General features: G+C 63.1%; 20 protein-coding genes. 8 read left to right on the top strand and 12 right to left on the bottom strand.

What is annotated here, in order from left to right; all coding sequences use genetic code 11:
* The first annotated feature begins 258 nt into the window (after window positions 1-258).
* Window positions 259-1,449, top strand: a complete 1,191-nt coding sequence (locus JQ574_RS04500) for an ABC transporter substrate-binding protein (protein WP_212208923.1) — start codon at window positions 259-261, stop codon at window positions 1,447-1,449.
* Window positions 1,450-1,606: 157 nt separating this feature from the next.
* Here the strand turns inward: JQ574_RS04500 and JQ574_RS04495 are convergent, their stop codons facing one another.
* The 4 genes from JQ574_RS04495 to JQ574_RS04480 all read right to left on the bottom strand — a co-directional run bounded on the left by JQ574_RS04495 (window position 1,607) and on the right by JQ574_RS04480 (window position 6,369).
* A complete protein-coding gene (locus JQ574_RS04495; RefSeq protein WP_212208922.1) occupies window positions 1,607-1,999 on the bottom strand; it encodes an MAPEG family protein in 393 nt (130 codons plus the stop codon).
* A gap of 137 nt (window positions 2,000-2,136) precedes the next feature.
* Entirely contained in the window at window positions 2,137-3,246 is a 1,110-nt protein-coding gene (locus JQ574_RS04490) for a lipocalin-like domain-containing protein (protein ID WP_212208921.1), read from the bottom strand.
* The gene (locus JQ574_RS04485; RefSeq protein WP_212208920.1) at window positions 3,236-5,698 is read right to left on the bottom strand and encodes an ABC transporter permease; all 2,463 of its coding nucleotides are present in this window, start codon (window positions 5,696-5,698) and stop codon (window positions 3,236-3,238) included. The genes JQ574_RS04490 and JQ574_RS04485 overlap by 11 nt, the downstream gene beginning before the upstream one ends.
* Window positions 5,695-6,369: an ABC transporter ATP-binding protein gene (locus tag JQ574_RS04480; protein ID WP_212208919.1), complete on the bottom strand. Its 675-nt coding sequence runs from the start codon at window positions 6,367-6,369 to the stop codon at window positions 5,695-5,697. Before JQ574_RS04480 ends, JQ574_RS04485 begins: the two co-directional genes overlap by 4 nt.
* A 317-nt stretch (window positions 6,370-6,686) precedes the next feature.
* On the opposite strand from JQ574_RS04480, the gene JQ574_RS04475 reads away from it, so the two are divergent.
* The 3 genes from JQ574_RS04475 to JQ574_RS04465 all read left to right on the top strand — a co-directional run bounded on the left by JQ574_RS04475 (window position 6,687) and on the right by JQ574_RS04465 (window position 10,229).
* Window positions 6,687-7,958: an MFS transporter gene (locus JQ574_RS04475; protein ID WP_212208918.1), complete on the top strand. Its 1,272-nt coding sequence runs from the start codon at window positions 6,687-6,689 to the stop codon at window positions 7,956-7,958.
* A 4-nt stretch (window positions 7,959-7,962) separates the two neighbouring features.
* Entirely contained in the window at window positions 7,963-9,078 is a 1,116-nt protein-coding gene (locus tag JQ574_RS04470; RefSeq protein ID WP_212208917.1) for a hypothetical protein, read from the top strand.
* Between the two features lie 110 nt (window positions 9,079-9,188).
* Entirely contained in the window at window positions 9,189-10,229 is a 1,041-nt protein-coding gene (locus JQ574_RS04465) for an N-acetylmuramoyl-L-alanine amidase (RefSeq protein ID WP_249119085.1), read from the top strand.
* A 33-nt stretch (window positions 10,230-10,262) separates the two neighbouring features.
* On the opposite strand, the gene JQ574_RS04460 is transcribed toward JQ574_RS04465, so the two are convergent.
* Complete coding sequence (locus tag JQ574_RS04460) at window positions 10,263-10,835, bottom strand: outer membrane protein (RefSeq protein ID WP_212383318.1); 573 nt, start codon at window positions 10,833-10,835, stop codon at window positions 10,263-10,265.
* Between the two features lie 179 nt (window positions 10,836-11,014).
* On the opposite strand from JQ574_RS04460, the gene JQ574_RS04455 reads away from it, so the two are divergent.
* Window positions 11,015-12,307 carry an enoyl-acyl carrier protein reductase FabMG gene (locus JQ574_RS04455; protein ID WP_212383315.1) on the top strand — a complete coding sequence of 431 codons (1,293 nt, stop codon included), beginning with the start codon at window positions 11,015-11,017 and terminating at the stop codon, window positions 12,305-12,307.
* A 171-nt stretch (window positions 12,308-12,478) separates the two neighbouring features.
* Window positions 12,479-12,670, top strand: coding sequence for a hypothetical protein (locus JQ574_RS04450; protein WP_212208914.1), 192 nt, complete (start codon window positions 12,479-12,481; stop codon window positions 12,668-12,670).
* Between the two features lie 88 nt (window positions 12,671-12,758).
* On the opposite strand, the gene JQ574_RS04445 is transcribed toward JQ574_RS04450, so the two are convergent.
* Together JQ574_RS04445 and JQ574_RS04440 are read right to left on the bottom strand one after the other, a co-directional pair.
* Complete coding sequence (locus tag JQ574_RS04445; RefSeq protein ID WP_212208913.1) at window positions 12,759-14,501, bottom strand: amidohydrolase family protein; 1,743 nt, start codon at window positions 14,499-14,501, stop codon at window positions 12,759-12,761.
* Between the two features lie 78 nt (window positions 14,502-14,579).
* On the bottom strand, window positions 14,580-15,818 hold the full coding sequence (locus JQ574_RS04440) for an MFS transporter (RefSeq protein ID WP_212208912.1): 1,239 nt from the start codon (window positions 15,816-15,818) through the stop codon (window positions 14,580-14,582).
* A gap of 192 nt (window positions 15,819-16,010) precedes the next feature.
* Between JQ574_RS04440 and JQ574_RS04435 the strand changes: the two genes are divergently transcribed.
* Entirely contained in the window at window positions 16,011-17,258 is a 1,248-nt protein-coding gene (locus tag JQ574_RS04435) for a hypothetical protein (protein WP_212208911.1), read from the top strand.
* Between the two features lie 39 nt (window positions 17,259-17,297).
* Here JQ574_RS04435 and JQ574_RS04430 read toward each other — a convergent pair whose 3' ends face one another.
* Window positions 17,298-17,504, bottom strand: a complete 207-nt coding sequence (locus JQ574_RS04430) for a hypothetical protein (RefSeq protein WP_212208995.1) — start codon at window positions 17,502-17,504, stop codon at window positions 17,298-17,300.
* Window positions 17,505-17,612: 108 nt separating this feature from the next.
* Between JQ574_RS04430 and JQ574_RS04425 the strand changes: the two genes are divergently transcribed.
* Window positions 17,613-17,852, top strand: coding sequence for a hypothetical protein (locus JQ574_RS04425; RefSeq protein ID WP_192735553.1), 240 nt, complete (start codon window positions 17,613-17,615; stop codon window positions 17,850-17,852).
* A 96-nt stretch (window positions 17,853-17,948) separates the two neighbouring features.
* Here JQ574_RS04425 and JQ574_RS04420 read toward each other — a convergent pair whose 3' ends face one another.
* The 4 genes from JQ574_RS04420 to JQ574_RS04405 all read right to left on the bottom strand — a co-directional run bounded on the left by JQ574_RS04420 (window position 17,949) and on the right by JQ574_RS04405 (window position 21,990).
* Window positions 17,949-18,236 (bottom strand): hypothetical protein, encoded by a 288-nt coding sequence (locus JQ574_RS04420; protein ID WP_249119084.1) that lies wholly within the window; start codon window positions 18,234-18,236, stop codon window positions 17,949-17,951.
* Window positions 18,233-18,451 (bottom strand): transcriptional regulator, encoded by a 219-nt coding sequence (locus JQ574_RS04415; RefSeq protein WP_249119083.1) that lies wholly within the window; start codon window positions 18,449-18,451, stop codon window positions 18,233-18,235. Before JQ574_RS04415 ends, JQ574_RS04420 begins: the two co-directional genes overlap by 4 nt.
* Window positions 18,452-18,596: 145 nt before the next feature.
* A complete protein-coding gene (locus tag JQ574_RS04410) occupies window positions 18,597-19,613 on the bottom strand; it encodes a DUF6925 family protein (RefSeq protein WP_212208910.1) in 1,017 nt (338 codons plus the stop codon).
* Between the two features lie 97 nt (window positions 19,614-19,710).
* The gene (locus JQ574_RS04405; protein ID WP_212208909.1) at window positions 19,711-21,990 is read right to left on the bottom strand and encodes a TonB-dependent receptor; all 2,280 of its coding nucleotides are present in this window, start codon (window positions 21,988-21,990) and stop codon (window positions 19,711-19,713) included.
* Window positions 21,991-22,095 lie beyond the last annotated feature (105 nt).

Below are 22,095 nucleotides of genomic sequence, written 5' to 3'. Positions count from 1 at the left end.
CGTTGTCGCTGGAGGAGCGCGCTCTTGCGCGTCTCGAAGGATGAATCGGCCACAGACGGGCCGTCGCCTTTCGAGGCAAGCAAGCCAGCGGCGCAATTGCGCCGCCGAGCGCACCTCCAGCGACAACGGCGATGCCGTTGCGCGGGGGTGACGGATCTCCCCATACCATCGGCCGATCTGAAATAGATGGGCAGCGGCAGGGTTATAAAATATTGTCGGGCGGAATTTATCCTGAACGGAAACTGCCGGGAGACGGATATGAAATCGGGTTTGTTGGCGGCCGTAGCATTGAGCGGTCTTTTGCTCGCCGGATCGGCCTCGGCGCAGGGCGTCAAGATCGGCATTCTGAACGATCAGTCCGGAGTCTATGCCGATTACGGTGGCAAGTGGTCGTTCGAGGCCGCCAAGATGGCGATCGAGGATTTTGGCGGCGAGGTGCTCGGCCACAAGATCGAGATCGTCTCCGCCGACCACCAGAACAAGCCCGATCTCGGCACTGCGATCGCGCGGCGCTGGTATGAGGTCGAGAACGTCGACATGATCACGGAGCTGACGACCTCCTCGGTCGCGCTCGCGATCCATGATTTGTCGAAGCAGATGAAGAAGATCGACATCGTCGTCGGTGCGGCCACCTCGCGCCTCACCGGCGATGCCTGCCAACCCTACGGATTCCACTGGGCCTACGACACCCACGCGCTGGCGGTCGGCACCGGTGGGGCACTGGTGCAGGCCGGCGGCGACAGCTGGTTCTTCCTGACCGCCGACTACGCCTTCGGCCATGCGCTGGAAAAAGACACCGGCGACCTCGTCAAGGAAAAGGGCGGCAAGGTGCTGGGCGCCGTCCGCATTCCCCTGAACTCGTCGGATTTCTCGTCGTTCCTGCTGCAGGCGCAGAGCTCGAAGGCGAAGATCATCGGGCTCGCCAATGCCGGCCTCGACACCACCAACTCGATCAAGCAGGCCGCCGAATTCGGCATCGTCAGGAGCGGCCAGAAGCTCGCCGGCCTGCTGCTGACGCTCGCCGAAGTCCACGGCCTCGGACTGGAAGCGGCGCAAGGCCTGGTGCTGACCGAAGGCTATTACTGGGATCGCGACGACAGGAGCCGCGACCTCGCGGGCCGCTTCTTCAAGCGCACCGGCCGGATGCCGAACATGATCCAGGCCGGCACTTACTCCGCGACGCTGCAATATCTCAAGGCGGTCAAGGCGGCCGGCACCAAGGACACCGAAGCGGTCGCCAGGAAGCTGAAGGAGCTTCCGGTCGACGATCTCTTCGCGCAGGGCAAGGTGCTCGAAAACGGCCGCATGGTGCACGACCTCTATCTGTTCGAGGTCAAGAAGCCGTCGGAGTCGAAGAAGCCGTGGGATTATTACAAGCAGCTCGCGGTGGTGCCCGGCGACAAGGCGTTTCCGTCGGCGAAGGATTCGGGTTGTCCGTTGACGAAGTGAGGGCACGATCTTTCAACACCGTCGTCCCGGCCTTGAGCCGGGACCCATAGCCACCGGCCGCTGTTGTTTGCAGAAGGTGTCTGCCAGCTTGCCTTAACGCCACTGCACGGTGTCCCGGCGTTCGCCGGGACGACGTGGGGAGAGAGTGGCCGACGCGTTACGGATGCACGATTCGCCACACGATCGCGCCCGACGCCCCCACCCAGAGCACGATCGCAGCCGACGCCTGGATGCCAAAGCCGCGGCCGCGCTTGGCGGCGGCCTGCGAATAGCCGAGCATGTAGAGGAGGCGGCCGGCGATCCAGACCAGGCCGAGCCCTGCCGCAACCGGGTCGCTGATATAGACCGCGAACAGCCACAGCGACGGCAGGAAGATCGGCATCCATTCCAGCGTGTTCATCTGGACGCGAAAGACACGCTCGAAATCCGGATGGCCTGACGTCGCCGGTACCTTGACGCCGAACGTGCTGCGCGCTTTCGAGACCTGAATCGAGGTGAAGAAGTAGAACAGGATGGCAAGGCAGGTGACGAGAGCGGTGAAGTGATACATTGGAGGGATTCCCTTTGACTCTTTCCTTTCGTCATGCCCGGCCTTGTGCCGGGCATCCACGTCTTGTCTACAGTCAAGGAAGCAAGACGTGGATGGCCGGGACAAGCCCGGCCATGACGAATGAATCAGAAGCGCTCTTAGTACCCCGTCATCTCGAGATAGCCTAATCCGGTGTGGCTGCCACCAAAACTGATCGGGCCTTCCCAATAGGGAAAATTCGTTCCCATCCAGCTCTTCGGGTTGAGCGGCGTGCAGTCGATCGTGACGACGAGTTTGGGAATCGCGATGCGCCATGAGGTCGGGATCTTGCGGTTGGCGATCTCCGTGTAAGCCTGCGGCGTGAAGCTGATGTCTGCTGAAGCGAGCAGCTCAGTGTTGCCGTCGCGGGCGACCCATTTGCCCGAGCCGTAGTGCTGGCCGTCGGTCTGGCGCATCCGGTACAGCATCAGCTTTTCGCCGCTCTTGAAATGCAGTGACAGCCAGTCCCAGCCGCTCTGGTCGGAGGCCAGCGGCTGGCTGCTCCATTCGCGGTCCAGCCAGGCCTGTCCGGTGACATCGACGGTTTTGTCGTCGATGGTGATGCTGCCTTTCGCCTGATAATGCGGCTGGCTGTAGTAATAGGAGGCCTGCTCGCGCAGCGATTTGCGGCTGTAGCCGGCCGCGCCCTGCAGCACCAGCGGCCGGTCGGCATCGAGACGCAGCGCATAGTTGAAATCGGCGCCTGAGGCCTTGAGTTCGAGCGGCGCCATGTTGGTTGCGCTCATGGAATCAAGCCCGCGCATTTCCCAGGAATCGATCCAGGCGAGAAATGGATCGGCGTCGGCGCCGGCCTGACCGACGCCGCCGCGCGCAAAGGTCTCGCTGGTGCGATGGGTGTCGGCGCGCGTCACCGCGGCATGGCCCATCCAGAGCTGCTGATTGGCCCAGCCTTCCTGTTGCGCGCCCGGCTTTGTCGCCTGCCGGAACAACGTCCACTGCGCGCCATAAGGGACCCCGTTGGCATCGGCGAGATTGGCGGTCACGTACCACCACTCGATGCGGAATTCCGGATGCGGGCCGTGATCGGCCGGAAATGAAAATGTCCTGCCGGGCATGACGGCGGCATAGCCGCTGGCGCTCTCACCAAGTCCGGCAAAGCCCTGCGCCAACGCCTTGCCACTGAGCGAGGCGAGAAGGATGCCGCTCGTAAAACTGCGGCGGGAGATCAGGCCGCTACCGCCCGCTGCTAAGAATCCGCTACCGCTCATTGGCAAAGATCCTGATCAGGCTGGCCGGCTGCATCCGCGCCAGCCGCATGACCGGAAGCGCTGCCGCACAAAACGCCGCCGCCATCGCGACGCCGACCAGCCACAGCAGTTGCGCCGGGAAGACGTGGAACGGCAGACGCCAGCCAAAGGCCTTTACGTTCACGATCGCGAGCAGGCACCATGCCACCAGGAGGCCCAGCGGCAGCGCGAACAGCGCGGTGATCAACGCGACCGACATCGTCTTGAGAAGCTCGATCGCAGCCAGCCTGCGCCTGGTAATGCCGATCGCCCATAGCGGCGCCAGTTGCGGCAGGCGCGAATTGATCAGCGTCAGCAGGCTGGTGAGGAGCGCGATGCCGGCGACGCCGAGCGTGAAGGCGTTGAGCGCCGCGGTCACTGAGAAGGTGCGGTTGAAGATGCGTTTCGATTCCGCCTTCATCGTCGCCTGATCGGCGACGTTGCGATCATCGAGCCCGAATTGTTCCTGCAAAGCCGTGATCAACGTCGGGATCTTCCCGGATTCGACGCGCAGGCCCATCCGTGTCAGCGGGGTTTCCGGAAAACGCCGCGTCAGCGCGGCATAGTTGACCGCGATCTGGCTCTTGGGATTGCCGTAGTCGGCGTAGATGCCGACGATCTCGAGCGTCCAGTTGCCGCCGGACGCCGGAATGTCGATGCGATCGCCGATCGAAAGCTTCAGGCGTCGCGCCAATTGTTCGCTGACGAGGCAGGTGGTGCCGGGACGAAGTCTGGTCCAGGCATTCGGTGCCTGCTCCAGCAGCGGCCAGCTGTCGCGATAGGTGGTGTGATCGGGCAGGCCCAGCACCTCGAGCGGCGCGCCTGCCAACTGCGTGTCGGCGCGGCCGCCGGGCAGGATCGCTTCGATCTCGGGCCGTTCGCGCAGCCAATTCCTGATCTCGCTCGCCTGGGCATTGCTGGACGCGCTGATATAGACATCCGCCGCCAGCCTTCCGTCGAGCCAGACCAGGAAGGTGCGATTGAAACTGCCGACCATGGTGCCGACGCCGACATTGACCGCGAGCGCGAGCAGCAGCGCCATCAGCGCCAGCGACAATCCCGAGAGCTGCTGGCGGCTGTCGGCCCAGAACCAGGTGCTCAGCGGCCCACGCGCATGCCGCTGGCCGAACGCGAGCACGACTTCCAGCAGCATCGGCAGGATCAGCGCCGCGCCGAGCAGCAGGGCCGCGAGCACGGCAAAACCCGACACCAGGGAATCGCCGAACAGCAAAAACGCGCCGGCAGCGGCGAACACGGCAAGCGCCACCGCGCTCTGGAACATCAGCCAGCGGCGCTGCGCCTGTTGCCACGCATAAGGCTGCGCGGTGGCGAGCAGCGGCAGGCGAAGCGCCTTGGTCAGGCTGGTCGCCGCGGCGGCGAGCGCGCCCAGAATGCTGATGGCGATGCCCGCGAGCCACCATTCGCCCTTCAGCGTCAACTGTCCCGGAATCTGCGCGCCGTATAGTCCGCGCAGGGACGCGGCGACGTCGGGCAGCAATGTCGCCGCAATCAGATAGCCGCAGACGAGCCCGATCAGGCCAGCGAAGAGCGCCAGCGACACCAGCTCGATCACCATCACGCTGTTCAACATCCGCGCCGACACGCCGCAGGCGCGCAGCGTGCGCAAGGTGGGCAGGCGCTGCTCGAAGGCAAGGCCGATGGCGGAATTGACGATGAACAGGCCGACGAAGAATGACAGCAGTCCGAATGCGGTGAGGTTGAGATGAAAACTGTCGGTGAGCCGTTCGAGATCGCTTTCAGCATCCGGCGCAACCAGAAGCAATTTGTCGCCGACGACGCTTTCCAGCGAGGGGTGTTTGCCTTTGGCCTTGCCGATCAGCAGGCGGGACAATTGATCCGGCGTTTTCAAAAGAGTCTGCGCGATGCCGATGTCGACGACCAGTACGCCGGACACCAGCTGCGGCTGGACGCGCAGCGGCGGCAGCGCTACCCCGCCGTTGGTGACAGGCGTGGCGCCCTCGGCGAGCTTGAGATCTGCAAGCGTTTCCGGTGCCACCAGCACTTGCCCGGGCGGCGTCATGAAGGCTTGCAGATTGGCGGTTTCGACCCCGGGCGCACTGCCGACCTCGCGCGGCAACGTCACGGGTTCGATGCCGAGCAGGCGGAACGAGCGTCCGCCGATCTGGATGCGGCCTTCGAGTGCGGGCGATACCGGCCAGCCGGCGCGCCGCAGGTCGACGAACAGCTGTTGCGGGAACGTCGGACTGTCGCGGCCGACCAGCATGGCCGTGCGCGTGCCGCCGAATGTAGCGGCGGCGCGGTCATAGGAGGTTCGCGCCTGCTGATTGAGCGCCTGCACGCCGCTCCATAGCGCGGTCGCCGAGATCAGCCCGATCAACAAGGTCGCGAGCTGCATCGGATGGCGCCGCCAATGGCTCAGCAGTATGGCGAGCGTCCAGAGCGCGCGTTTCACGCGATCACCCCGGCGTGCAGGTTGACCTGGCGGTCCAGCGTGGCGGCGAGGCGGGCGCTGTGCGTCACCATCAGGAAGCCGCAGCCGCTGCGCGCCACGAGGTCGCGGGCCAGCGCCAGCACTTCGTCGGCGGTGGCTTCATCGAGATTGCCGGTCGGCTCGTCCGCGAGCAGCAGCAGCGGCCTGGTTGCTAGCGCGCGGCCGATCGCGACGCGCTGCTGCTGACCGCCGGACAATTGCTCGGGATAGCGCTTGAGGAAATTCTTAAGACCCAGCCGCTCCACCAACTCGTGATGCCAGGCATCATCGTGGCGTCCGGCGATGCGCGACTGGAACGCCAGATTGTCTTCGACGGTCAGACTCGGGATCAGGTTGAATTGCTGGAACACGAGACCGAGGCGATCGCGGCGCAGTTCGGCGCGGCCGGCATCCGTGAGCTCGGAGACCAGCGCGTTGTCGAGCCTGATCGCGCCGCCATCGGCGGCATCGAGGCCGGCGATCAGGTGCAGCAGCGTGCTCTTGCCGCTGCCGGATTCACCGGTCAGCGCGACACTCTCGCCGGCCGCGACGGACAGGTTGACGCCGCGCAGCACCGCGACCTCCTCGCCGGCGGCGCGGTAGCTCTTGGTCAGGCCGTTCACGGTGAGCACGATTGATTCGCCGTTGATCATGCGCTGATCACAGCGGCTTCCGGCGCGTGGGGAAAGCCGGAGCGGCCAAAATATCGACGCGGCGATGGATTGATTCGACCATGAAAAATCCCTGACGTGGTGACCCCGGCAACATAACAGGAGCGCGATATCAGATCACGGCCTCAATATCAGGGACGACGGGATCGTGATCCGGTTGTAACGGCGCGCACCGGGCCGCGCGGTGTCGCGGGGCCTGTTTCCCGGTCAAAATGCGCAGTTGCCTTGCCGGGGAGGCCATGGCTAGCATCGCATGCCGAAGTCAGAGAATCGGCAGCGATAAACTTGGGGTAGCAGCCATGACCGAACATGTGACGCCCAAAGGCGCCTGGACAATCACATTCCTGCTGTTTCTGTTCATGCTGGTCAATTTTGCCGACAAGATCGTGGTCGGTCTGGCCGGCGTCCCAATCATGGAGGAGATGAAGCTCGACGCGGAGCAGTTCGGCACGCTCGGCTCCTCGTTCTTCCTGCTGTTTTCGATCTCGGCGATTGTCGTCGGCTTCATCGTCAATAGGGTGCAGACCCGCTGGGTGCTGCTGGCGATGGCGGTGATCTGGTCGGTGGCACAGTTCCCGATGGTCGGTACCGTCAGCTTCACGACGCTGCTGATCTGCCGCATCATTCTCGGCGCCGGCGAGGGCCCGGCGTTCGCGGTGGCGGTGCATGCGGTCTACAAATGGTTTCCGGACGAGAAGCGCACGCTGCCGACCGCGATCCTGTCGCAGGGCTCGGCTTTCGGCGTGATCCTCGCGGTGCCTGCGCTGAACTGGATCATCGTCAATCACAGCTGGCACTATGCGTTCGGCGCGCTCGGCGTGGTCGGCCTGATGTGGGTGGTGGCGTGGCTGATCATGGGCAAGGAGGGCCCGTTGGTGCAGACGGTCGCGATGGCCGCCGCCGATCCGCGCGTTCCCTATTTCCAGCTCCTGACCTCGCGCACCTTCATCGGCTGCTGTGCCGCGACCTTCGGGGCGTACTGGGCGCTGTCGCTCGGTCTCACCTGGTTCACGCCCTTCATCGTGCAGGGGCTCGGCTTCTCGCAACAGGATGCAGGTTGGGTTTCGGTGCTGCCCTGGGTGTTCGGCGCCGTGATTGTGCTGCTCACCGGCTGGGTCTCGCAGGTGATGCTGACGCGCGGCTTCACCACCCGCGGGGCGCGCGGTGTGCTCGGCTCGGTGCCGCTGATCATCGGCGGCCTGATTCTCGCGACGATGCCCTATTCCACGCCGGGAGGAACGATGGTCGCGCTGCTCGTGGTCGGTACCGGGTTGAGCGGCGCGATCTATGTCGTCTGTCCGCCGATGCTCGGCGAGTTCACGCCGGTGCAGCAGCGCGGCGCCGTGATCGCGATCTACGGCGCGATCTATACGCTGGCGGGCATCATCGCGCCCCTGGTGATGGGCAGCGTGATCAAGCACGCGGCAACGCCGCTCGAAGGTTATTTGACCGGTTTCACCATCAACGCGGTCATTATGGTGTCGTCGGGATTGCTCGGCCTGCTGCTGCTGTGGCCCAATAGCGAGCGGGCGCGGCTGCTGGCTCAGGCAGCACAACCGAAGTTCGCGTGAGCCAATGGCCCGCTACAAGCTCCATTGCATCGGCGCGCCCGTGGCGGCGCTTGCGCTCGCGCTGTTGGTCGCGCTGCCGATGGCCGTCGGTCTCACAGGCACCGCGATGGCGCAGGGTGCACTCACGAAGACGCAATCGGACGCGCTCAATGCGTACAATGATGCGGTGAAGAACTTCGAGGCGATCCTGGGACAGCGGCGCGCGCAGATCAATTCGAAGCAGCCGCTGCCGAACCTGCCGGGACAGGCGCTCTATCTGGCGCGCAACAAAATGCTGAGCGCCTACAAGGATCTCACCGACGCGATGCCGTCCAAAATCGGTGGGCCCAACAAATACGAAATCCCGCCGGCGTATTTCAACGTGGCTACCGAGCCGCTGCTCGACGAGTACAGAAAGCTTTTCGATGTGATGCAGGCGCCGCCCGCCAGCGCGCAAAAATCAGATACCCCGTTCAAGGACGTCGTCGATCTGGGCACGGCGATCGCGCGTGCCAAAGGCCTCGATGCTGTCAATGCCGAGGCGGCTGGCCGGATCAGCCTCGGGCTGTTCTTTGCCGAGACCAACGGCAATCAAACCATCGGCAATGCGCGCTCGAACAAATACAAGGGCAGCCTGCAGACCGGTACGTCCGAAGATCTGAACGGCCGCAGGAAGTGGGCGGCGATCAAGCCGTCGATCGCAGCTTTCGATCCTGCACTGATCCTGCGCGACGACAAGGAGGAGGCGCGGGCCGGCAATATGGATCACCGGTTCAACCACTGGACCTCGGTGCGCGATGCCCTGATGAACGCGCATGCGGAAGTCTTCCCGCAGGTGCCGTCGATCGTGAAGACGCTGCCGGACCCGATCGATCAGATGAAACTGTTCGAGCTGATCCAGATTATTCCCTCGCCGACCAAGTCCGCGCTCAAGTCAGGCAATTTACTCAACTACCGGATTTCCGATCCCAGGATCATGGGATTCCTGCGGAACAACAGCGTTTTCACCTTTGGGCAGGCCGACAGGGCACGGACGTCTGCAACCATGCGCGAAATCCTCGATGCGATGTGGCTGTTCAATGCCAAATTCGAACAGGCGCTTGCCCGGTTCAAGGAGATCAAGGCGGGGCAAAAGGTTTGAAGCCGGCCGGTGAAACCTTGCAACCGGTAACGCATGGTTCATACTCCCGGCCGATGCTGTCCGATGCGGTCATGAAGCGCGCATAGAAATCACTCTGGGGGAGAGTGGGATTGCTGTCGGTAAGAAAAGCATTCGCCCGGTCAGGCTTTGGCGGTTGGCCCCGCTGCCGTACCACCGTCGCCGCGATGGTCGGCTTGCTGCTTCTGCCGGTCGAGGCCAGCCATGCCGGCTGGCTGTCGGACGTCTTCAAGGGCACGTCAAAGCAAGCTCAATCGTCAAAGCGTCAGGCGCCAAAGCAGAGTCCATCGCCAAAGCGCGCCGCCGCGCCAAAGCCGGCTGCTTCAAAGCCTGCCAGGGTAGCGAAGCCTGCCGCCGCGCCCAAGCGCCGCACGGCGAAGGTTGTTGCCCCGAAGGCGGCGGCCAAGCCGTCGGTTTCGAAGACGGCTGCAACCACCTGCGAACCGTCAAAGTTCCGTATCGTTCTGGATGTGGGGCATACCGCCCAGTCGGAAGGCGCGATCAGCGCCCGCAACGTTTCAGAGTTCGTCTACAATCTGCGGCTGACGCAGCGGATCGAGGAGAAACTGAAGGCGGAAGGCTTTACCGAGACGAAGTTGCTGCTGACCGAAGGCAAGGCGAGGGCCAGCCTGGTCAAGCGCGTCGCCGCGGCGAACAATCTGCCCGCAAATCTGTTCCTGTCGATCCACCATGACTCCGTGCCCAAAAAATTTCTCGAGGACTGGGAGTTCGGCGGCAGGAAAAGCCGTTTCAGCGACCGCTTCAGCGGCTATTCCGTTTTCGTCTCCAGCAACAACCCGGAATACAAGGCGAGCCTCTCGATCGCCGAACTGCTGGCGAAGGAAATGAAGGCCCAGGGCCTGAAATATGCCGAGCAATATTCGCAGCCCATCATGGGCCGCTACCAGCATCCGCTGCTGAACAAGGAAACCGGTGTCTACAGCTATGACAAGCTCATCGTGCTGAAAAAAACCAGAATGGCTGCCGTGCTGCTGGAGGCGGGCTCGATCATCAACCGGGACGAAGAGCTCCAGATGGACTCAGCCGAACGCCGGGGCATCATCAGCAGCGGTGTGGTCGCGGCCATCAAGGAATATTGCGATCGTCGATGGGGCATTCTCGGACCGCTGTGATGGCGGCGACCGGAGTTGGCCGGAAGCCCTGCGTCAGCGGGGAGCGCTGGGGATAATCGAAGCGCCGGGCAGCGAATTGATTTCGCTGTCGACGGCAACACTCCCCGATCGCTGGGTGTAGCCGAATCCGAGTGACAGGCTGAGATTCGGCGCCGGCTGGAATTCGATGCCGGCATTCGCGCGATAACCCGGCAGCGTGCCGGACTTCTTGTCGAACGCCGCAAACGGGCCGCCGATGCCGCTATCGTACTTCAAGGTTTCGAAGCCGGCATAGAGCGAAACGGGCAGGCCGCCCGCGCTTCCGAAATTGTAGCCGGCCTGCATGCCCTCGTAACGGAACGAGCCGAAATTGCCGAACGCTCCAGCCTGGTTGATGCCGTTCCAGTTCAATCCCGCAGGAATGCTGGTGCCGCTGATAAACATGCCGTTCTGGAAATTGTAGCGCGTCGGGGAATCCTGGTCGGAGGGCAGGGTCCCGCCAAAGCCGAGCGGCCAACTCGGGCTCCAATATGGCACGGGGGCGGCCTGGGCGTGGGCCGTCCGCCCGCCCAGACAGAGCGCCGCCAAGACGAGCGCGAGACCTAATCTGCCTGCAAAAATCGACATCCGTACCATCGCCAAACTTCCCCAAATCATACCCTCCAGCTATGGGGAACGCCAGCACGGCGCCTATCGATACTTAGGTTCACACTCGGGTTCATACTTGGGTTCAGGATGGAACCGATGTACTTGGTACCGGTCAATTTGTTAGTATTCGAAGAACCTCTCCAGCCAAGGATATCCGCGTGCAAAAGTTCGAGCCGCTTCGTCAGGTCAACCCGGTTTCAGGCTACGGCAAAAACGACGTTTTGGTCATTTTCGGCGAGGTCTTTGCCCGAGGTTATGTCAACGGCCTGATCGATGAAGCCAAAAAAGCCGGGATGACTGTCATCTATGGCACGGTCGGACGCCGCGATGAAAATGAGCAGCTACGTCCCCTGACGGCAGAGGAGTTGGCGGAGAAAGACCAGCCGCTGGTCAACGTTCCCTTGGAATGCGGTTTCGATCTGGCAAAATCGAGCAAGGGTCTCAGCCCATGCGACCAGCTCAAGGGCTTAAAGCTCAGCGAGTGGGACAAGGCCACGCTTGATCTTGCGCAGGTGGAAGAGTCGCGCAAGGCCGGCCGCGAAAATTTTCGCGCGCGCGTGCAGCAATATCTCGTCGAGTTGCAAAAACAAATTCCCGATGGCGCCAAGGTCCTGATCGCTCACACCATGGCCGGCGGTGTTCCGCGCGCGAAGATCATGATGCCCGTCATGAACCGGGTCTTCAAAGGGACCGCTACCTCTTCCAAGGAGTTTTGGGAAGGCGACCTCGGCCGGCTCTGCGAAATGAGCTTTATGGATGTGAGCGCGAATAGTCTTTCGGATCTGATCGAACTGAGTGCCGGGCTACGCGACAGCGTTGCCAGGAACGGCGGTCAGGTTTCTTACGTGGCGTACGGTTATCATGGCACCGAGATCCTGATTGCCGGCGAGTATCATTGGCAGAGCTATTCACCCTACCTGCAGGGTTTCGCGAAAATCGAACTCGAAAATATCGCACGGCGCGCGACCGAGCAGGGTGTGAAAGCGAGTGTCTTCAATGCGCCGGAGATCCTGACCAATTCAAGCTCGATCTTTCTGGGTGTTGAAGTGGCGCTCTATCCGCTGCTCGCCGCCTTCAAGAAAGAGGCGCCCGATCATCCGGTCACCAGGAAGCTTCTGGCCGAGTGTGCCGACCTGTTGAAACTCGAACACAGCCTTGAGGCACTGATCGAGCTCACCGACAATTATTTCCGGTCAGACATTATCCAGCGCTGGACCAAGTTCGAACAATGGCCGCAGCACAATGGCCCCGAGCAGATGGAATTGATGCACGCCACGTCGAAAGCAATTATCGACATGCACAAGGACGGCCGCAAGCTTCTCACGGCGGCGCTGAGTGAAATCGTGTTCAAGGCCTGCGGATACGCGATGCTGCATGAGGCATTGAATCCCCGCCAACCGGTATGGTGGGTCGGCCATCAATTTGTCACCCAGGCTGCGACCAAGGCCTGACGGGCCGCGACGCCAAACTTCGGTCGTGACACCCCCGCGCGCCGGTTTGCCTGGGCGTGCGCCTGTGCCTTGCGATCACCCCGATTTGAGCGATCTTGAAGCCGTCACAGATTGCGGCAGTGCGGTAGGGGCCACACATGCGAAGCAGGGGGTGATTAAAGGAAATTTGCGATGCGTATTATTTTGGCCCTGGGCCTTTTGATCGCCTTTAGTGCTTCTGCCAGCGCCGCAAAAAAGGTGCATCACGCCAAGCCGCGACATGTCATTGTCCGTCCGGTCCAGCCGGTGGACCCACGCTTTCCGCCCGTGCTCATGGACCAGACCCCCAGATACGATGATCCATCCAAGTTTGGCGGCGGCTGATCTCCGACGAACTGGAACGAGCAATGTGGCGATGGCATCGAAGCGCGGTCACGTGATCGACTTCGATTGCGGCTAAGCCAATCCTGCCCTAGCTCGCCGCCGCGCCGAACTTCGGCTGGTTACCCTGCGCGCCGCGCACCAGTTTGCCCGGGCGTGCGCCGGTGGCCCTGCCGCCGCGCTGCGTCACCACGCCGGAGACGATGGTGGCGTCATAGCCGTCGACCTGCTGCATCAGCCGGCGTCCGCCGACCGGCAAGTCATAATGCACCTTCGGCGGATGCAGATGCAGCTTGTCGTAATCGATCACGTTGACGTCGGCCTTGAAGCCAGGTGCGATCACGCCACGATCGTAGAGACCGACGGAGAGCGCGGTCTTGCGCGACTGCGCCGCCACCACGAACGGGATCGAGAGTTTTTCGCCGCGGCTGCGGTCGCGGGTCCAGTGCGTCAGGAGGTAAGTCGGGAAGCTGGCATCGCAGATGATGCCGCAATGCGCGCCGCCGTCGGAAAGGCCCGGCACCGCGTTCGGGTCGCGCAGCATCTCGCGCGTCGCATCGAGATTGCCGTCGGCATAATTGAGGAACGGCACGTAGAGCATGCCGCGGCCGTCGTCGGTGAGCATCGCGTCGTAGGCCAGCTCTTCTGCCTGCTTGCCCAGACGGCGGGCCTGCGCGCCCAGCGTATTTTCGGGCGGTTGTTCGTAATCGGGGGGATTACCGAGCAGATACATCTTGTCGTAGTTCGGCCGGAAGAACAGCGGGTCATCGGTCGCGGTCGCGTGCTCGCTCAGGATCGCGGCGCGCACTTCGGGTTGGTGCAAACGTGCCAGCCGCTCCTTCAACGGCAGTTTCGCGATCGCCTGATAGCTCGGATGAGTCTGGAACGGGTTGCGCGACAATTCGAGGCCCAGCATCAGCCCGACCGGGCGGGCGGCGATCTGCGCGGTGATCGACAGGCCGCGCGCGGAAGCCTCCGCGATGGTGTCGAGCGTCTTGCGCCAGCGCTGCGGCTCTTTGTCGTTCTGCGTGATGGAAAACGACACCGGGATTTTGGTGTTCTCGGCCACCCGCAGCATCATCGGAAGGTCTTCGTTGATAGTGGAGAGGTCGAGCACGAACTGCAGCACGCTGCGGCCATGGCCGTGCATCGCCGCGGCAATCGCGGTCAGTTCGTCCTCGCCGGCCTTCAAGGTCGGCGTGTAGTCGCCGGTCGAGGTGCGGTGATTGAGGGTGCGCGAGGTCGAGAAGCCGAGTGCGCCCGCGCGTACGGCATCGGCGGCGAGCGCCGCCATCGCCTTGTTGTCCTCCGGCGTGGAGGGATCGCGGCGCGCGCCGCGGTCGCCCATCACGTAGACGCGCAAGGCCGCGTGCGGCAGTTGCGCGCCGACATCCATGTCGAAGTTTCGTTTCGACAGCCACTCCATGTAATCCGGAAAGCTTTCCCAGGCCCAGGGAATGCCGGCGCTCAACACCGGCTCCGGAATATCCTCGACGCCTTCCATCAGCTGGATCAGGCGGACATGGTCGCTCGGCCGGCACGGCGCGAAGCCGACGCCGCAATTGCCCATGATCGCTGTGGTGACGCCGTTCTGCGACGACGGCGTAATCTCCTGGCTCCAGGTGACTTGGCCGTCATAATGGGTGTGGACGTCGACGAAGCCGGGTGTGACCAGCTTGCCCCGGGCGTTGATCTCTTCCTTGCCTTTCCCCGAAACCTTGCCGACCTCGGTGATGCGGCCACCCGAGATGGCGATATCGGCTTCATAGAGGTCACCGCCCTTGCCATCGGCAATGTTGCCGCCACGGATCACGAGGTCATGGGAACTGGTCATGGCGATTCATCCCGGGTTGAAATTTTGTTGCCGCATCATCGGATATCCCCTGATGCAGTCAACGGCCGGGAATGAGGTTCAGGAATGCATCACGCCAGTAACCGGGCCCTCCGATCGCGTCTTCGGCTTGCGGTCGGTGATGAGCGCCAGCAGTACCGTCAGGACCATGAAGGCGACGGAGGCGCCGAACACCCAATGCGGCAGGTGCTGGTCCATGATCCAGCCGAACAATAGCGGGCTCAAAATGCCGCTGAAGTTGAAGCCGGTGGAGACGATGCCGAAAGCGCGGCCGGCCGCACCCGGAGGGGCGGCGTTGCGTACCAGCATGTCGCGCGAGGGCGCGATCACGCCGCCGAGGAACCCGGCGATTCCCATCGCCGCGGTCAGCGCCACCGACGGCAAGGTGGTCGTCGCGATCACCAGCATGATGATGGCGTTGATCCCAAAACAGGCGGCGGCGACCTGTCCGTGGCGCGTGGTGCGGTCGGCAAGATAGCCGCCGGCCAGCACGCCCGCCGCACTGGCGCCAAGAAACGCGGTCAGCGCGATATTCGCGGCGGAGAATGTCACGCCATAGCCGCTCATCAGCGCGACCACGCCGAAATTGCTGATGCCGGCGTTGGACAGACCAAGCAACATGAAGAAGAACGTCAGCATGATGATCGCCGGCGTGATGACGCTTTGCCGGGGGGCGGCCGCGCCATCGGTCTTGCGGTCGGCCGAACTCGCATCGGGAATGCCGACGGCGATCAACAGCAGCGCCACGACAGGTCCGACCGCGCCGGCCACGATCAGCGCGCCGAGACCTCCGGCCCAAGCGACGAGTGCCGCCATGATCGCGGGCGCCACCGCGCCGCCGAGGAAGCCCGCAAACGTGTGGATCGAAAACGCGCGGCCCATCCGCGCTTCATCCATATGGGTGGAGAGGATCGCGTAATCGCAGGGGTGATAGACGCTGTTGGCGAGACCAAGCAGCGCGGCGCAGACGATCAGTGACGTGTAGCTCAGATGCATGCCGAGCATGATCAGCGCGAGACCGCCGACACAAAGGCCGATCAGCAGCACCTTGCGGGCGCCGATATGGTCGGCGAGATATCCGATCGGCGCCTGGGTCAGGCCGGACACCAATCCGAACACGGTCAGAGCGAAGCCGAGCTCGATATAGCCGACGCCGAGCTGTGCCTTCAGATAAGGAAACAGCATCGGCAGCACGAAGATATGGAAATGGCTGACCCAATGGGCCACCGAAATTCCCGCCAGCGTGCGCAGAGAACTGTCCGCTTTCACGTCCTGCGGTGCGGTCAGAACATCGACCATATCAGCGTCAAACCCCGTCTCGATCCACGGCCCGGCAAAGGCTGGCTTTACAAAAATGCCTGCCGAAAATAGTGGTTAGCGGTTATTTGTCCATGAATACAACTGCATGGCTGCCCCGGCGCAGGGTGTGGAAGGGCGCAAATGCGTCAATAAGTTCAGGGACAAAGTCGGCGGGCGCGGCAATGATCCGGCATGATTGATCCGGGGAAGCCGCTCCGGGTGCTGGTGTCAGAAGGTTCCAGTACCTCAGCCCGCGAGGCCATCACGATACTGGGCCTGACGGGCCATCATGTCGAGGTTTGCGATCCCTCCGCCCATTGCCTGGCGCGGTTCTCACGCTTCGTCCGCAAATTTCACCGCTGCCCGGGCCTGCGCACGGACCCCGCCGGATTTCTGGCGTTTGTCGAGCAATTGCTGACGCGCCAACGTTTTGACGTGCTGCTGCCGACGCATGAGCAGGGTTTTCTGTTTGCGCGGATGCGCGCGCGACTGGAGGGCCGTACCGGTGTTGCGTTGCCTTCATTCGAGAGCTATCGCGCCGCCCACAGCAAGGCCGGATTCAGCCGGCTGCTCGATCAATGGAAGCTGCCGCAGCCGCTGACGCGGATCGTGAAATCCGCACGCGCGCTGCGCGACGCCATTGGTTTTCCGGCCGTGGTCAAGACCTCGATCGGCACCGCAAGCCGCGGCATCTGGTTCGTGCGCAATACGGATGATCTCGAAATAGCGCTGCGTGATCTCGGCGCCGGCGATGCGTTCACCGATGAGGTGCTGGCGCAAGACCTCATCACGGGCACCACCGAGAAGGCGCAGTCGGTGTTTTGCAGGGGACGGCTGGTCGGCTTTCATGCCTATCGGCAAGTCGCTGTCGGCGTCGGTGGCGGCGAGGCGATCAAGCAAAGCGTGGGCCGGCCGATAGTGCGAGCCTATCTGGAGACGATCGGCGGACAACTCGGCTGGCACGGCGCGTTGTCGGTCGACGTTATCATGCCGGACGATGGCACGGCGCCGCTCCTGATCGATTGCAACCCGCGGCTGGTCGAGCCGGTCAACGCCTATCGCGCCGGCATCGATCTCGTTGGGTTATTGCTGCGTGTCTCGCAGGGCGAGACGCCGGAGCCGTTGCCGGAAAGCCGCGAGGGCGTGCTCACGCATCTGGCGATGCAGGCGCTGCTCGGTTGCGCATCGCGCGGCGGCACGCGGGGCGATATTATCCGGGAATGCGGCCGTGTGTTTACCGCCAGCGGACCCTACGCCGGCAGCCGCGAAGAACTCACGCCGGTGCGACTGGACTGGTTCAGCGCCGTGCCGCTGGCGATGACCGCAGTATTTCTGCTGGCCTCGCCGTCGTCAGCGATCAAATTGGCGCGCGGCGGTTTTGGCGCGCATCTGCTCGATGTCGGGAGTATCCGGAAGATTGAGAGTGAGGGATTTCACTAGATCTCGCGTCGTTCCGGCGCAACGCCGGGACGACAATAATCACAAGGGTTCGTCGTCAGTGCCGTGGCGGTCGTGCTTGGGCGTGGCGATGTCGCCATCCTCGTAATCGTCGTCTTCGACGGGCGGGCCTTTCGGCTTCACGGGCTTGTCGTTGTCCTGCCTGGGAGGCTCGCTCTTCTTCCCGTTTCCACCCATATCGTGCCTTTTCACCGGCGCAACCGGCCTTATCCGGTCGAAATGACGCATTGACCGCAATCCGACCGACTTTGCGCAATATACTAGCGCCAGCAACACGAATTTTCCTTGCCCTTTTGGCCGATAGTGCTTCAAACGGGGCAATCAAACGGAGTCAGAATGAAGAAGCCTCGCATCGAAACCGAAGAACAGCAGCCACGCAAAGTTATCCGCGCCGACAAGGCGCCGACGTCAGGATATTCGCTGGTGGTCGACGGTCACTTCAAATCGCACCACGACACGGTCGAAGCCGCTGAAGAGGCGGGCACGGCGCTAAAGAACAAATTCCAGATGCTGCAAGTGCAGGTCTATGACGCCGAGACCAAGACGCGCTCGATGATCCATTGGCCACCGGCGTAACGCTGCAAGCTTAACTTCAGCGCTGAAGTCAAGGCTGAGCTCAAAGAGCTCAGCCTTGGAATTGAGCCTTGGATCCCTGCCTCAGGGTCTTCGATCTTAGGTCCGTCGTCCGCCGCTTTGCTGGCTCGCCAGCCAATCGCCCAATGCCGGGGTCGGCCGCTTCTCGGCCGGCTGTTTCGATTTGGCCGCGGCCTTCTTTGCCTTGACGGGAGCCGGAGGTGCGGCCGCTTCGCGGGCAAGCCGCAACGCCTTCAGCTTCGCCATATTGTCGAGCATGGCCCTCGAGGCCGCATCGCGGTCGGCCTTGCCGGACCGCGCGTCCTGGGCTGCGCGGGTGGTTTTATCCAGACGCGCCTGGGCGCGGTCGCGATCTTCTTTGGTCATTTTACGTCAGCCTTCTTCGCCACTTTGGCTTTCGCTTTGGGCTTGGCTTTCGGTTCGGGCGGATTGGCAAGGTCCTCAGCTTCCTTGGCCAGCCGCAGCGCGCGCAGCTTTTCAGTCCGCTTGCGAATTGCGATGTCGGAGGCCGCGATCTCGGCCATCGCTTTGATGCCCTCGACCTCCTGGGTACGCTTGCGGTGCAGCCGAATCTCTTTCATTTCGGCCGGACTCTTCGGTTCGTCGTTCATCATATACCTCTGGAACCGCGACGCATGCCGTCGGGCGGTGTTTCGGCCGTAATACCATGGATTGCGCCGCTGGGGGCGCGAATTTGGGCCGAAAATGCCCCGTTATCGGGTTGATTCAGCCCTCATGGTGAAGAGCGGCGGGATCATCGCCGTCTTCAGGACCGCTCTGGTCGAAAGCGGCCAGCCAGGCCGCCAATGTCGTTGACGCCTGACCTTCGGCCTTGACCTGGCGCAGCGCAATGCGGATGCCGGCGCGGCCGTGACGGTCGCCGGCGATCTCCACCGGCGGTTCCCCCGCCAGCACCGCATCGACGACGCGCTGCTTGATCGCGAGCGTTTCGGGATCGCCGCACGCCGCCAGGACCCGTTGAAAACGCTGGTGATGTGCCTGGTCGAATGGCCGGGCCTCGCCCATTCCGTCACGCAACGGATGCGGCGGATAGATGTGCGCGCAGGGGATCCAGCCCTCGGGAACCGGCTCGGTGGCGGCATGGGTCCGGCCGCTTTTCAGCAGTCTTGGCAGCACATGGGTGTGCGGCCCGTCCGGGCTCGTGCCCGAGGGCGGCGGGATCGGCTGATAGACCTCGATGCGGCCGAGCCGGCTGATGAAGACGCGATGCGGGTTAGCGCCAAGGATCATCCCCATCGCGGGATTGTCGTGTTCGAAGATGGCGCGGCCGCAGAGTTGGCGCAGCCGCGCGGCGAGATTGGGATCGCCGACGCGCACGCAGAAATCCGCCTGCAGCGCACCGAGGCCGAGATCGAACAGGAAGGATTCGCGGTCCTCCGGCCGCAGCGCCTCTTGATCGGCGCCGATTTCCGTCAGCGTGGTGCGGCCGTTCATCGCGCAATCGCCTGACGGCAGGCACAGCGCGATCCGATGGCTCCAGCCCGATTTGGTGATGCTCTCGGAGGCGAACGGCCGGCTGTTGCCGTTGGGATTAAGCGCAATGCCGCCGCGCGGCGTCACGGCTGCAACGGCTTCGATCGATTGCGTCAGCCGTACTGGCTCACCGCGATCGCGGGCGAATTCAGCGATGGCGCCGAACGTGCCGAGACTCCATTGCGTGTCGGGATCGGCGATTTCCCGCTGCAACAGATCGGTCGCCGCGACGGCGGAAGCATCAGGCATGGGCCAGCATTCCCTTAACCCTCGGGGCCAAAGAGAATACTGGCTTGTCAGGTCAGGACAAGCCGGTCCGGAGCGGGCCCCGGACCGGCGTCCGGGCTCAGAACGTCGCGCCGGCCTTCACCATGTAGGTCCGGCCCGGCAGCGGATAGGCGCTGAAGCGGCCGTCGGTGAACGTGCTTGCGATCGCATAGTCGTAGTACAGCGCGTTGAGCACGTTGTTGACGCTCACCGACCAGAAGAAGTGCTGATATGCCCCGCTCAGCTTGAAGTCGATGGTGGCATCGGCCGGGATGCGGCGCTGGGTATTTTTCTGGTCGTTGTCCATGTAGCGCTCGCTCCAGCCGCGCACCGTGGCGTCCGCGACCAGATAGTTCTGCCAGATATTCCACGTCACGCCGCCACTGGCGGTGTAGCGGGACACCAGCGGAACGTCATTGCCGGCGAACTGCCCTTCACGGAACACCGCACGGGTGTAGGCGACGCCGCCGCGCAGCAGCACGCTGTCGCTGACACGAAGCGAGGCGCTGGTTTCCGAGCCGTAACGGCGGGTCGGATCGAGGTTGACGTTAAAGAACAGTGCCGGGTTGAAATGGATCTCGTTTTCGAGGTCCATGTTGTAGATGCTCGATTGCATCTGGAACCCGCCCGACTTGATGCGGAAGCCGCCCTCGACGTCGTGCGAGGTCTGGGTTTTCAACTGGAAGGTGCCGGGAATTGGGGTGAAGAAGACAGGATCGAAGGAAGGTCCGGAGGACAATCTCTCGTCGACATTCGGCGTGCGGAACGCGCGGGCGGCCCGGCCGAATACCGAGACGATATTGTTGAAGCGATGTTCGAGGCCGACATGCAGCGCGTGCTGGACTTCGCTGCTATCCAGCGGAAGGTTCTGGGCGCCGCAGGTAAAAAACAGGGCGCAATTCGGCGGATCGTTAAGACGGTCCCGCGCACTCAGGCGGGTGTTCTGGATTCGCGCGCCGTACGAGAAATCCGTTGTCGGCAACAGCCCAAGGGTTTGCTGCCAATAGCCGGCAATCGTTCTCTGCGACAGATCGTAAGTATGGATGGGCGGTGTGCCCTGAAATTCCGGCCGCTCCTGGTGGAACGTCGCATCGTAATAATCGATGCCCGTCAGGATCGAAGAGGGCAACCCGAACATTACGTTCTTGACGCTCAATCGAGGCGTCAGGGACCATGTCTGCAGATGGCTGTCGACGTAACTGTTGGCGAAGGGATTGAAGAACGCGGCCTGCTGTTTCTTGTCCCGCACACCGCCATCGATGATGAGATCGACGCCGTTCCACAGGGTCTTGGTGAAGCCGGCGGTGGCGCTGGCGCCCTGCTGGTTGCCGTAGTCGAGCGGCGTGCTGGTGCCGCGGCGGTTGGTGACGAGCTCGTTGAGACCAATGGATGGATCGACCAGCCGGCCGCCGGGTAAGCCGAGCTTCTGATCGTCGCCGGTCACGGTTACGAAGGCGGTGAGGCCGGGCGTGGAGTAGTTGAGGTTGCCGACCCCGTTGCGCTGATCGAGCGCGTTGTTGACGCGGTAGCCGTCGGACTTGATGGCGTTGCCATAGAACGACGTCGACCACGGACCGAAATTGGTCGCGGCCGAGACCGAGGCCATGCGCTGATTGAAGGACCCGACGCCGGCTTCGCCGCGGATCGCGACCGGCGGGCCGCCGACGCCGTTTTTAAGCACGATGTTGATGACGCCGCCGACGGCATTGTCGCCGTACAGCACCGCGCCGCTGTTGCCGCGGGTGATTTCGATGCGCTCGATCGAATCGCGCGGAATGGTCGAAAAATCGACGCCGGCCATGTCGATGTCGTTGAGCCTTCGGCCGTTGATCAGCACCAGGGTATTGGAGGTCGCAAACGCACCGAATCCGCGCAGATCGACGCTGGTCTTCGCACCGTTGACGCCGCCAAACAGGCTGGTCAGTTGCACGCCCGGTGTTTGCGCGATGATTTCCTGCAAGGTCTGCGCGGGTGAATGCGCGATTTCTTCAGCCGTGATGACGGTCGCCGATGTGCCGACGATGCCGGCGAATTGCCGGACGGGCGCTCCGCCGCCGCCCTGGCCATCGCCTTGCGACGCGACGTTGGAGCCCGTCCCCGGCGCAGGGTTTCGATTGCTTGACGGCCTCGGGTTCGGCGCGACGACGCGGCGCGTGCCCGAGCCCTGATCGGAAGCGGGCTTGGCGCGGGTCCGGTTCTGGTCGCCGGGCGGGTTGACCTCGATCGCCGGCAGTTGATCGGCTGTGGCGGTCTGCTGGGCCTGCGCGCCGGAATGGGTGATCGCCATGATCGGCGCCAGAAAACTGGACGCCAGCAAAAGACGGCGGCACCGCTTGGCGGCAGTGGTGGTGGAAGACATGGTTCAGGCCTCGGTATGACGTCAGTGGCACGTCACAGCGAACCAAGTCCCACCATCGTGCTGCAAACAGCTCTGGTGAAACTAATGCCTGTACTCCCCGACCGA

The sequence above is a fragment of the Bradyrhizobium sp. AUGA SZCCT0158 genome (assembly GCF_018130065.1).
In the GTDB taxonomy this organism is placed as follows: Bacteria; Pseudomonadota; Alphaproteobacteria; order Rhizobiales; family Xanthobacteraceae; genus Bradyrhizobium.
Note: the sequence above shows the minus strand (reverse complement) of the source record. Positions and strands in the feature narration are given on the sequence as shown.